Annotated in this window: 10 protein-coding genes and 1 tRNA gene; 2 read left to right on the top strand and 9 right to left on the bottom strand. The window is 44.3% G+C overall.

Going from position 1 to position 12568, the window contains the following annotated elements:
- Positions 1-6: 6 nt before the first annotated feature.
- Both GDA45_00860 and GDA45_00855 read right to left on the bottom strand, forming a co-directional pair.
- Positions 7-696 (bottom strand): hypothetical protein, encoded by a 690-nt coding sequence (locus tag GDA45_00860; GenBank protein ID MBC6413476.1) that lies wholly within the window; start codon positions 694-696, stop codon positions 7-9.
- A 133-nt stretch (positions 697-829) separates the two neighbouring features.
- A tRNA-Ser gene (locus tag GDA45_00855) sits at positions 830-919 on the bottom strand.
- Positions 920-1418: 499 nt separating this feature from the next.
- Here GDA45_00855 and rpmB point away from each other — a divergent pair.
- The gene (gene rpmB / locus GDA45_00850) at positions 1419-1643 is read left to right on the top strand and encodes a 50S ribosomal protein L28 (protein MBC6413475.1); all 225 of its coding nucleotides are present in this window, start codon (positions 1419-1421) and stop codon (positions 1641-1643) included.
- Positions 1644-1658: 15 nt separating this feature from the next.
- Positions 1659-1817, top strand: a complete 159-nt coding sequence (rpmG, locus tag GDA45_00845) for a 50S ribosomal protein L33 (GenBank protein MBC6413474.1) — start codon at positions 1659-1661, stop codon at positions 1815-1817.
- Between the two features lie 43 nt (positions 1818-1860).
- Here rpmG and GDA45_00840 read toward each other — a convergent pair whose 3' ends face one another.
- The 7 genes from GDA45_00840 to GDA45_00810 all read right to left on the bottom strand — a co-directional run.
- Positions 1861-3075: a fatty acid desaturase gene (locus GDA45_00840; GenBank protein ID MBC6413473.1), complete on the bottom strand. Its 1215-nt coding sequence runs from the start codon at positions 3073-3075 to the stop codon at positions 1861-1863.
- Between the two features lie 44 nt (positions 3076-3119).
- Positions 3120-4520, bottom strand: coding sequence for a cobyrinate a,c-diamide synthase (locus GDA45_00835; GenBank protein ID MBC6413472.1), 1401 nt, complete (start codon positions 4518-4520; stop codon positions 3120-3122).
- On the bottom strand, positions 4513-6249 hold the full coding sequence (locus tag GDA45_00830) for a long-chain fatty acid--CoA ligase (protein ID MBC6413471.1): 1737 nt from the start codon (positions 6247-6249) through the stop codon (positions 4513-4515). The genes GDA45_00835 and GDA45_00830 overlap by 8 nt, the downstream gene beginning before the upstream one ends.
- Before the next feature lie 80 nt (positions 6250-6329).
- Positions 6330-6572, bottom strand: coding sequence for a hypothetical protein (locus GDA45_00825; GenBank protein MBC6413470.1), 243 nt, complete (start codon positions 6570-6572; stop codon positions 6330-6332).
- Between the two features lie 68 nt (positions 6573-6640).
- Positions 6641-7687 (bottom strand): site-specific DNA-methyltransferase, encoded by a 1047-nt coding sequence (locus GDA45_00820; GenBank protein MBC6413469.1) that lies wholly within the window; start codon positions 7685-7687, stop codon positions 6641-6643.
- A 266-nt stretch (positions 7688-7953) separates the two neighbouring features.
- Complete coding sequence (locus tag GDA45_00815; GenBank protein MBC6413468.1) at positions 7954-8043, bottom strand: hypothetical protein; 90 nt, start codon at positions 8041-8043, stop codon at positions 7954-7956.
- 65 nt (positions 8044-8108) lie between these two features.
- Positions 8109-12568: cadherin-like beta sandwich domain-containing protein (locus tag GDA45_00810; GenBank protein MBC6413467.1), on the bottom strand; the 4460-nt coding region annotated here is incomplete at its 5' end.

Here is a 12568-nt window from a genome sequence, read left to right as displayed (position 1 = left end):
GCAAGGCTACTCCTCTGCGCGCAACGCATAGGATCTCAACACTTGTTGCACTTTATTAATTGGGTAATCCTTGCGTATAGGAATAAAAGTGCCGCCTTTACGGACATTCGCCTTATAGGCATCTAACAGCTCCATCCTAATACCAGGAGGATAACCTCGCAAGTCATTCAAAAGTTTGCGCTTGATAGTGCCCTCCACTTCAAGCTCACGCTTGCCGAATATCACATATTTACGTTGATATTCTTTAACCTGCAAGCCCTTGAAATAAATTCTATATAGCACTAAAGGACACACTCTAACTCTTGCTTCTACATCAGGGTTATTACCCGCAGCAATACAAAAGGGACTCTTAAAGTCCAGCCAATCGGCAGTTATTTTGACATCTTCACCAGCGATGGCAGTTTTCAGTAGCAAAATATCATCTTCCTCTTTTTGCAATTTACGCTCAATGCGCAGACGCGCTTCCAGTTGTTTGTTATATGCCTCGTAATCTTCTTGGTTCTGGGGTGTAGATTCGCCGAATCGTTGCGGTTTCGCTACCTCGCAAATAGCCGTAACTTGCTCTCGGCTAAATCCTTTTTTGAGGAAATACTCAACATCGTTGCGATTACATTCGGCAGTTGCAGAAGGTACAAAAAATAAAAGCCCTGATATTCCGAGCGCTAGTGTTACGAAAAAATAAAGCCGATTAATCACGATCAATACCGCAGTAAAAAAGTTAAACAGATTATAACCGATAGGAAAACATTGTTGCTATACTGGACTAATATATTTCAATTCATGATTGTGTGTATTGCTGAGCAATTCTCTCAAAATCTAAGATTGTCAATGGAGAGGGTGGGATTCGAACCCACGTGCCGACTTTCGCCGACCATCTGATTTCGAGTCAGTGCCGTTATAACCACTTCGGTACCTCTCCAAGGTTGTATAGCATAAACCAATAATAAGATCCGCAACTAATTTTCACACCTGAATAATGTGCAAGTACATATCAAACTACGCAGAATAGAATTTTCCTGCCCAAAAGAGGTATCCCTAGCAGCAGGGAAATCTATTCTAAGTAATAGATAGCCAGTATGCATTATACATATCGACATACTGGCTAACACACCAAAAGTTTTTATAAAATAGCGACTTTATCTAAAAAATAAGACTATTATGACAACTCAAGCAAAAAAGCTTGACCGATTAGCATTTTGTTTGCAACAAACACGGTATCAATGCAAGCCAAGATGTGTTTAAGCTAAGCCACACTATTTTATGGCGAAGGTTTAGGTTCTCATCTCCCAGTATAACGCTTCGCTACTTCATTCCATGATTTGTCCTGTATAGATCTAAATATACCTGTCGTGGCATCGTACAATTTCATATGAAAAATCTTTATTTATGCTATGATACGCCCTTTGCGGAGAACTTTGATGTCAAGGATTTGTCAAATAACAGGTAAAAAACCTATGAGTGGAAATAATGTGTCTCATGCGCACAATAAAACGCGGCGACATTTTCGACCCAATTTACATACCCATCGTTTTTGGGTTGAGAGTCGTAAGTGCTGGATACGCCTGCGGGTTTCGTCTAAGGGCTTACGCCTGATTGATAAAAAAGGAATAGATGCGGTGCTCGCCGAGATAGAAAAGCGATAAGACGGAGTTTTAACAATGAGAGAGAAAATCAGACTCGTATCCAGTGCTGGTAGCGGTCATTTTTATACTGCGACAAAAAATAAGAAAACCGCCGGTACTAAAAAACTTGAACTAAAGAAATTCGATCCAACTATCCGCAAACATGTAATCTATAAAGAGGCAAAGATTAAGTAGCATCCTGTAGATTAACCACCCCAGAAATGGTTACAAGCGGGGGTTATAAGCGGATTTGCGCAACGGAGGGTTTTAGAGCATAGCCTTGCATCATACTGGCAAATTCTCTGAGCGTTTCGACACCACTTTGCTCGGCTTGCCGGCACCATTCTATTAACTCTTCTTTCAGGCTGTGAAAATCCTTGTACTTCATCACATACAGCATATCGTGCAAGCGATTCTTAAAGTCGCAAACCAGTTGTAAATTTTCGTTTTTTAATAAAACTTCTTTCATCATTGCGTGCTCTTTATCGCTTACTTGATTTCCGGGTTTAGGTAAAATGAGTTTGACATGCGTCAGTAGTTGATGATAAGCATCGTCAGCTTTGCTAAGTTCGCTATGCAACACTGGCTTTAATACTCTGTTGACATATTCGTAGGTTACATGCAGGCGGCTTTCAAAAATAGCTTTAGCAGTATCTATATCTAAGTTCTTATCGGCTTTGTGATTACGAGAAGGCACTGGTGCCAAACGCAACACCGTAGCAAGTTTAAGGCAATGCAATATACGTATGTATAGCCAGCCTACATCAAACTCCCACCACTTTGCCGATAATTTCGCCGAACTAGGATAGGCGTGATGGTTATTGTGTAACTCTTCTCCACCTATCAGAATACCCAGATTAGAGAAATTAGTAGAACAGTCATCAGTCGGATAGTTTCTATAACCCTTGAAGTGTCCAATACCGTTGACAACACCGGCCGCGAAAAACGGTATCCATAGCATTTGTACTGCCCATATTGCGATGCCATAAAAACCAAATAGCACGAAGTGTATTAAAAATAATGATACGACACCAGTGTTAGGGAAGCGACTGTATAAATTGCGCTCTATAGCATCGTCGGGTGTACCTCGCCCGTATATCTTTAATGTGTCGGTATGGGTGGCTTCTTCAGAGTAGAGCTCAGTGCCTTGCCACAGTACCGAATGTATTCCTTTCACAATCGGGCTGTGTGGGTCTTCTTTGGCTTCGCATTTGGCGTGGTGCTTACGGTGCACCGCAACCCATTCCTTGGCCTTCATACCAGTCGTCAGCCATAACCAAAACCGCATAACATGGTTTACTGCGGGATGAAAATCGACCGCACGATGTGCCTGTGAGCGATGTAAATAAAGCGTGACGCAGATAATCGTAAGGTGGGTGAGTGCTAATGCTATAGCTACATATTGCCACCAATCCAACTGCCACCAACCATAGCCAGTTAATATATCAAACATAGTGTCGTAGTATACTACAAATTACCCATCAACTTGTTTATAAATTATACGAAAGCAGTTGCGGGCGTTTTTTTATGTTGCCGAACTAAATCGCTGAAAATTCGTGCCCAATCTCCGCAAACATTGCGCTGATGAGCATACATAGCCAGCAGATTTTTGTAGATGATGCCATCCCGTCCGTTTCCCAACCCCACCCCTCTGTTAACCTTATATGCGGTTTGATAGTCGCTTTTTATATCAATGAGACGAGAATAATGGAACTCGTGTGCATAAATAGTAGCAGGCTGATCATTGTCGCCCAGTTGGCGTCGGCTGATTGTATTATCTGCTATCAATTCAACATAACCTCGGCCTTGTGGTACTTTGTCTACATAAGTGTCAGCGTCGATTACGCCACACATCTCAAAACGACGGCCCTGCCAATGAATACCACGGGTTAAATACATTAAACCACCGCATTCGGCATAGACGGGTATTCCGCCTTCTATCGCTTCGGCAACCGCAGTCCGCAAAGGTCGGTTAGCTTCAAGCACATCGGCTTGTGTTTCCGGAAATCCACCCCCTATGAATAAACCGTCGGTAGCTGGTAGCCGAGCATCGCTTAGACTATCAATAAAGAGCAATTCGGCTCCCAACTGTTCAAGTGCTTCAAGGTCGTCTGGATAATAAAAGCCGAATGCCGCATCTTTGAACACACCAATGCGGATGTCAGCCGTCGGTTTGCGATGTCCACGCTGCCGGCTGGCGATTTTCGGTAAAGGTGCTGTTAGTGCAGCAAGCTCTATAATTTTTTCTATATCCAGCTGGGCAACAATGCGCTCGGCAATAGCTTCTATAAATCGCATTTTATCGGAGGCCTCGTTAGCTGGAATAAGTCCTAAATGTCGCTCAGGCAATAACAGCGTCTTGTCTTTCATCACGGTACCCATAACTGGTATATCGGTATATTGCTCGACTGCGGCGATAAGTTTTGATTGATGCCGTGTTCCACCTACGCGGTTTAGTATCACGCCACCTATGGTTAGTTCTGGATCAAAGTCGCTATAACCCAATAGTAATGGGGCGATACCTCGGGTCATGCCGTCACAGTCGACAACCAGTAAAACCGGACAACGAAGCAGTTTGGTAAGTGCCGCATTGCTGTTGCTACCGTCTACAGAGACGCCGTCATACAGACCTTTGTTGGCCTCTATCAAGGTGAATGAGCCAGTTGGCGATTTGTCAGCAACCATTGCGACTATTTCATCTTTTGATTGAACATTGAAATCAAGGTTGTAACACGGACATCCCGCTGCAGCAGATAACCACTGCGGGTCTATGTAGTCGGGGCCCTTTTTATAAGGCCGAGGATTGAGTCGACGGGCTTTGAGTATTGCTGCTAATGCTGTACTGATTATTGTTTTGCCTGACGATTTATGGGTGGCACTAATAAGCAGTCTACCCATACGCTTGATTTATTTGCTCTTGATAAAGTTCAACAACGCGAGCGCGTTTTAGTTTGAGAGTCGGGGTGAGCAAACCGTTCTCAACCGTCCATGGTTCAAGCAAACATACAACACGACGGATTTTAGCATACGCCGGAAAGTCATCCATCAACTGATGTACATGCTTGCTCAGTGCTACCCGCAACTGTGTCGATGAAAGTTTGGTGTCGGGATTTAATGTAGGATGTTTTTGCAGATAAGAATCTAAAGCTTCCTTATCAAGCACTAACAATGCAATTAAGAAAGCATGTCCTTCGCCGTAAACCATCGCTTGCTGAAATAATGGGTCGTGTACCAACACCTGCTCTATGTCGGCCGGTGCGATTTTCTCACCGTTGCTCAATACGATAATCTCTTTAATTCTGCCGGTGATATATAAATTCCCTGCTTTATCCAAACGCGCTTGATCGCCAGTATGTAACCAACCGTCGGCATCTATTACTTCAGCAGTTTTCTCAGCAAGACGCCAGTATCCCTGCATCACATTGCTACCGCGCACCAGCAGCTCATCATTTTGGGCAATTTTAACTTCTACGCCGGGTATCGGCTGGCCAACGCTGCCAACGACCAGATCTGGGAAGTTCACTGACACCACCGGAGAGGATTCGGTCAACCCATAGCCTTGATAGATCGTTACACCTAATGCTGCGAACAGTCGTGACAACGCAACGGGTAGTGGTGCTCCGCCACTAATCGTAAATCGCATGCGACCACCGAAAGCTTGCTTTAGCTTGCTAGCAAAAAGTACCTCAAAAACTGGCCATAGCGGTGCAGTAATCAACTTTGCGAAAGCAGATGACCTACGATACCAACCGATTGAGACCGCTAATTGAAATAATTTTTGTACCCATGCAGGGCGTTGCATCAAAGATGCTTGCAAGCGATCGTATATTGTCTCATAGAGGCGCGGCACCGAAATCAATACTGTCGGCTTTATATCTTGTAAATCTGCTCTGATCTGCTGTAGTGATCTAGAAAAAGCAACTTTTGCGCCTACTAGCATTGTCATATAGTAGCCGGCAGTACGTTCGAAAGAGTGGGATAGCGGCAGAAAAGATAACAGTAAATCGTCTTCGCCTATATCTGCAACAGACGCTGCAGCAACGGCATTTTGCAAAATATTAGTATGGGATAACATGACGCCTTTAGGAGGACCTGTTGTCCCTGAGGTATAAATGATCGAGGCAAGCGCACCATCGTCTATCTGGTCGGGAAGCAAGGTATTGTTGTCGCTTTGCCAATCCGATAAACATACACATCTGCGGTCGGTATCCACCGATTTATCTACCGAAACTATACGCTGCAACTCAGGCAAGTCATCTAGTATCAGATTTTCAATACGCACTTTATCGCTAAACAAGAGCTTAGCCGCCGAGTCTTTTAAGATATGTGCAACATTGCCTGCGTTATCATGGTTATAGAGCGGGATGGTAATTAACCCACAACCCAAAGCTGCTTGATCAAAGACGATCCAATCCACGCCATTTGCCAACATAATCGCAACGCGATCCCCAGGCACCAGACCCTCCGACTTAAAGCTGTGTTGCAATCGCCCCACGCGCACCGCAATATCTCGCCAGGTATACTCCCGCCAAGCATCGTGCTTTGTGTGCCATTGCAAATAAGCACAGCGATTCTCCGATAAGCTCAGCCGTTCTAAAAATAAAGCGTATAGATTTTGCGGTTGCATATCATAAGTATACTTCTATGGATAAACTAATAATAGCATAAGCTTAAGATAAGAAAGTAGGGAATAAACGGGATGTGTTTCTATAAATACCTAAACAGGGTTATATATTTTCCCACTGCTGATGGTATTTGTTCTCCTCTAGTACACGACTCGTATTCAATTAATTTATATTTCGACACAAACTTATTCTTCATCATAAATTTATCTCCCCCATGTTTTTCAACATGGGCTTTTTGATCGACCTTTTTAATTTCTTTTCTTAGCCAGGGTAAAATCTCAAGCTCTGCAATAGCTTTCCGTTTCATATCTTTACGATATTCCAAATAAGTCCTAGATTTAATGTCGCTAGACTGAGCATATACTAACTTTGAATCCGACTCCATTTTGTTATTTATGCGAATAGCCTATTTTGATAATTTTTTAAGCTATTTATAGCTACTGTTGCAATCTCTGGGGCAATTTCATATCCTATGCTATTTCTTTTTAAGTCCGCCGAGGATTTAGTTGTTGTACCACTACCCACAAATGGATCTAGAACGGTTTCGCCTACATATGTAAAAGCTTTTATAATCCTGTAAGGCAACTCATAAGGAAACGGAGCAACATGGGTTCGATTATCTCCGCTTTTTTCTGGCTTCATTTCCCAAACATCAGTGTTTTTAATGCTTAACCAAAAATCCTTGTCCAGTTTTGAGCTCTCTTTTTGTTGTGTCGTTAAATGACCATATTTACTAAGACCCTTTTTTTCGGGCTTATTGAACTCTAGGATAAATTCGTGCATGTTATTAATTAAAATTCCTCCTGGATAAGGATAAGTTCCGAAATGAGCCTTCACGCCATTAGTCTTATGCCATACAATATCTCGCTTAAAGATAAAGCCGATGTCCTCCATCACTTCTATCGTTTGCCCTACTAAATTTAAAGTCCTAAACCCGTTTTCTACTCTTATGGGTAAGTTCATAATATTAATAAATGCCTTCCTACCATGTTGTAGCACTCTAAAAACTTCTCTCCAAACCAAGCTGATTTTTTCAAACCATTCACTCAGATCATGGATATTTCCCAAATCCTCTTCGGTGGATTTTCTCATATACATCTTGGCATTAAAATAAGGAGGAGAAGTCACCATCAAGTGTATGGAATCATCATCCAACTCAGTCATATCCATTGAACTTTTAATGTAAATTTTATGTGTGGTGTCGTTAATAATTAATGAGGTTTCTTTTGCTATTTGTTCTTGTGGAGTTTTTTTCTCTTTTAGGGTTACCCTTTTATAATTTTGTAAGTCTTGTAGTCTGAAACGTTTCTGCCCACTAGAGGCAACGATATTTTTGATTTTTTTTTGCTTTACTAAATTATGCAAAGCACGAACTGTAATACCAATATATTTTGCCGCCTCTATTGAGGATAAATATTTCCGCTCTTTATAATCATTCATAGCAGTTCCGTTAAGCTGTGTGGTTTTTTATTGAAAGCGATAGCATACTAATGATGGATGGTTAGCTAAACTACATGATGCCATTATAATATAATCTATTTACTGAGTAGTGACCTTGACCTTTCCTCTTTTTTAGGTCCGCCTTCAAAGAAAGTTTTCATGCTAATTTCTCTGCAAATACAGGTGTGTTTAGATTCACTAGGTGGTTGTGAGCCTAGTAAGGCTATATGGCCTGATTCTTATAATCTAATCAATACACCAAGTTTTCAATAATAGTCTTGACATCTTTCAATGAACAAAACAATACTGAGGAGACAGCTATCTCGGAACTTGCCATTGAAGCTTTCCGTATACACATTCTGCGAGGGTGTAATAGGTCTGATCTTTTGATTAAAACTCCCTAGCTCTAGTCGCTACAGATTTAACGTAGCGGGCCTTCTAGGAAGACCTTAACTCGGACACGGATAGCATCACGACTATCTCGGCTCACTGCTATTGTATAGGGATTTCTCGTGCCGTCTGGGGCGGTCACTACGATTGTAATCGTAGTAACTTCACCTTCAGCTAATTCAATGGGTTGACTTGCATTGCCACTAGCCACTGTCTCTACCTCTGTCTCATCAACAATCACCGTGATAGTTGCTCTTGGATCAGTCGCTGTCGGCGTCACAGTTAGCTCCTCAATGTTACTAGTAACCGATACCGTATAGTTCTGTGTCGTGCTCATAAAGGGCTCGCTTAATTCTCCTTCCGACACCGCCAAGTTAGCTAAGGTTGCATCACTGCTCGCCGCTCGGCTCACTGCTATCGTATAGGTATTGGTCGTGGTGTCTTGGGCGGTCACTACTATCGTTATTGTGGTGACTTCACCTTCGGTTAAGTCAGTGGCAGTATAAGCATCACCACTATCTACTGGCACATTATTCACTGTGATAGTTGCATTCTCATTAGTTGCTGTCGGTGTCACCGTTATCGTGTCTATCGTATTGGCAACCATCACTGTGTAGGTTAGTGTGCTGCTATCAAAATTCGGCATTAATGTACCTTCCGACACCGTCAATGTCTTTAAGGTTGCATCACTACTCGCCGCTCGGCTCACTGTCACCACATAGCTATTTGTCGTCATTCTATCTTGCGCAGTCACTTCTATCGTAATTATAGTGTCGCCACCTTCAACTAAATCAATAGGCTGCCTTGGATCACCAACACTTACATTATTAACATTGACTGTGATTGTTGCATTGCGATTAGTCACCGTCGGCGTCACCGCTATCGTTGCCGTCGCATTCACAACCTCAACTGTGTAGCCTCGTGTATCGCTCACAAAGGCTGGCATTAATGTGCCTGCCGACACCGCCAAATCAGTCAAGCTCGCATCACTACTCGCAGTTCGGCTCACTGCTATCGTGTAAGTATTTTCGGTGCTGTCTTGGGCAGTCACTACTACCGTAATCGTGGTGACTTCACCTTCGGCTAATTCAATGGCGCTACTTGCATTACCACTAGCTACTGCCACATCATTCACTGTGATTGTTGCTTGCGGATGATTCGCCGTCGGCGTCACCGTTATCGTTCCCGTTGCATTGGCTACCAACACTCTGTAGTCTGGTGTATCGCTCATAAAGGGTGGTACTAATGTGCCTGCAGACATCTCTAAATTACTTAAGCTCGCATCACTACTCGGCGCACGAGTCACTGCTATCGTGTAAGTATTTTCGGTGCCATCTTGAGCGGTCACTACGACCGTAATCGTGGTGACAGCACCTTCGGTTAATGTAATGGCACTAATCGTGCTGCCACGCTCTACTCCCTCATCATCTACCATGATAGTTGCATTATCATCAGTCGCCGTTGCCGTCACCGTTAGCTCCTCAATATCATTTCCAACCGATACTGTATAGTTCAGTGTTGTGCTACCAAAGGTCTCGCTTAGTGTGCCTGGCGATACCGCTAAATTACTTAAGGTTGCATCGTTGCTCAATGCTCGGCTCACAGTCACCGTATAACTCGCCGTCGTGCTACCATCGGCTGCGGTTACTGTAACAACTATATCGGTAGATTGGCCAACATCTCCAAGCAGCACCTCTGTTGAATCACCGCTACTGACACTAGTGTTATTGACTACAATCGTTGCACTACTATTGCGAGCCGTCGGGGTCACTGCTAAATTACCTACTGTATGGGCTACGCCTGCGCTGTAGCTAGTTCTCGTTGACGCAAAAGCAGGAGACAATTCAATCCTAGTGCCGTCAGTGTCCGTTAGCATTAGTGCTAAATCAAACAGGGTCGCATCATTTGCATCTGGCCGCTCAGCACGATTCACGGTTATCGTGTAGGTTCTAGTCGTCATCCCATCCTGCGCAGTCACTTCTATTTCTATATCCGTAGCAGAACCTGGATCACCCAATGCTACATCAAAGCTCATGCCACTTTCAACCTCATCACTACCCACTCTAATCTCTGCATTCTCATTAGCCGCCGATACTGTCACTGTAACCGTCGACACTGTATCCAGCACTGCTGCATTGTAGTCAAATGTTCCTGCGTCAAAAGGTTCTGGAGCTACTCTAACCGGAGTATCACCTACACTATCTGTTAGCATCAGGCTACTCAAAGTTGCATCTGCACTCGGCGCACGTGTCACTGCTATCGTGTATTCCCTCATCGTGCCGTCTTGGGCGGTCACTATGATCGTAATCGTGGTGACTTCACCTTCGGCTAATTCAATAAGCTGGCTTGGATCACCACTGTCCACATCTGTGCCATCCACCGTGATAGTTGCATTGGCATTAGTCGCCGTTGCCGTCACCATTAGCTCCTCAATGCTATTAGCAACCAATACTGTATAGTTCAGTGTTGTGCTACTAAATTCCGGATCTAATTCGCCTGCCGATACCTCCAGACTACTCAAGCTCGCATCACTACTCGGAGCACGAGTCACTGCTATCGTGTAACTATTTTCGGTGCCGTCTTGAGCGGTCACTACGACCGTAATCGTGGTGACTTCACCTTCGGCTAGTGCAATGGCATTACTTGTAGTGCCACTATCTACTGGCCGCTCATTGACCATGATAGTTGCATTATCATTAGTCGCTGTTGGCGTCACCGTTAGCCTCTCAATATCATTTTCTACCGATACTGTATAGTTCAGTGTTGTGCTAGCAAAGGTCTCGCTTAATTCTCCTGGTGATACCTCCAGGCCACTCAAGCTCGCATCACTACTCGCAGCCCGGCTCACTGCTACCGTATAAGTATTCATCATGCTGCCGTCTTGAGCGGTCACTACGACCGTAATCGTGGTGACTTCACCTTCAGCTAATGGAATGGCATTACTTGCATCACCACTCTCTATAGACTGGCTTACATCACCACTATTTACCCTGATAGCTGCATTCCCATTAGTCGCCGTCGGTATCACGGTTAGCTCCTCAATATCATTCCCAACTGATACTGTATGGTTCAGTGTTGTGCTATCAAAGCCAAAATCTACCGCATCGCCATTTGCCACCAGTGCTAAATTAAACAGGGTCGCATCATTTGCATCCGGCCGCTCAGCACGATTCACGGTTATCGTGTAGGTTCTAGTCGTCATTCTATCCTGCGCAGTCACTTCTATCTCTATAGGCGTAGCAGAATCTGGACCACCCAATGCCACATCAAAGATCATGCCACTTTCAACCTCATCACTACCCACTCTAATCTCTGCATTCTCATTAGTCGACGATACTATCACTGTAACCGTCGATACTGTATCCAGCACTGCTGCATTGTAGTCAAATGTTCTCGCGTCAAAAGGTTCTGGAGCTACTATGACCGGAGTATCACCTACACTATCTGTTAGTATCAGGCTACTCAAAGTTGCATCATCGCTCAATGCTCGGTTCACTGCTATCGTGTAAGTATTTATGTTGCCAGCTTGGGCAGTCACTTCTATCGTAATCGTGGTGACTTCACCTTCGGCTAATGCAATAGGCTGGCTTGAATCACCACTGTTCACACCTGTACCATCCACTATGATAGTTGCATTGGTATTAGTCGCCGTTGGCGTCACCGTTAGCTCCTCAATATCATTTTCTACCGATACTGTATAGTTCAGTGTTGTGCTCATAAAGGGTTCGCTTAATTCTCCTGACGACACCGCTAAATCAGACAAGCTCGCATCGCTACTCGCCGCACGGGTCGCTGCTATCGTGTAAGTATTCATAGTGTCGTCTTGGGCGGTCACCACCACCGTAATCGTGGTGACACCACCTTCGATTAAGTTAATGGACTGACTTGCACTACTACTAACCACCTCTATACTATCCACTGTGATAGTTGCATTGCGATTAGTCGCCGTCGGGGTCACAGTTATCGTTGCCGTCGTATTGGCTACCGACACGCTGTAGGTCGCCTGATTGCTCGCAAAAGGTGGAGTTAATGTTCCTGCCGATAACTCCAAACCACTCAAGCTCGCATCGCTACTCGGCGCACGGTTCACGGCTATCGTGTAGGTGTTTATCGTGTTGTCTTGGGCGGTCACTACAATCGTAATCTCAGTGACATCGCCTTCGGTTAAGGCAATGGACTGACTTGCACTACTACTAGCCACCTCTATGCTATCCACTGTGATAGTTGCATTGGCATTATTTGCCGTCGGGGTCACCGTTATCGTTGCCGTCGTATTGGCTACCGACACGCTATAGGTCGCCTGATTGCTCGCAAAGGGTGGAGTTAATATTCCTGCCGATAACTCTAAACCGCTCAAGCTAGCATCGCTACTCGCTGCTCGGTTCACTGCTATCGTGTAGGTGTTTATCGTGCTGTCTTGGGCGGTCACCACCACCGTAATCGTGGTGACACCACCTTCGATTAAGTTAATGGACTGACTTGCACTACTAC

This window comes from Chromatiales bacterium, from assembly GCA_014323925.1.
In the GTDB taxonomy this organism is placed as follows: domain Bacteria; phylum Pseudomonadota; class Gammaproteobacteria; order Poriferisulfidales; family Oxydemutatoraceae; genus SP5GCR1.
The sequence above is the reverse complement of the archived record's forward strand: the minus strand, read 5'-3'. Positions and strand labels throughout refer to the sequence as shown.

Bases quoted from the DNA above. Each gene is read 5' to 3' on its own strand.
- GDA45_00835 (MBC6413472.1), bottom strand. From the start codon at position 4,520: ATGGGTAGACTGCTTATTAGTGCCACCCATAAATCGTCAGGCAAAACA.
- GDA45_00840 (MBC6413473.1), bottom strand. From the start codon at position 3,075: ATGTTTGATATATTAACTGGCTATGGTTGGTGGCAGTTGGATTGGTGG.
- rpmB (MBC6413475.1), top strand. From the start codon at position 1,419: ATGTCAAGGATTTGTCAAATAACAGGTAAAAAACCTATGAGTGGAAAT.
- GDA45_00830 (MBC6413471.1), bottom strand. From the start codon at position 6,249: ATGCAACCGCAAAATCTATACGCTTTATTTTTAGAACGGCTGAGCTTA.
- GDA45_00820 (MBC6413469.1), bottom strand. From the start codon at position 7,687: ATGAATGATTATAAAGAGCGGAAATATTTATCCTCAATAGAGGCGGCA.
- rpmG (MBC6413474.1), top strand. From the start codon at position 1,659: ATGAGAGAGAAAATCAGACTCGTATCCAGTGCTGGTAGCGGTCATTTT.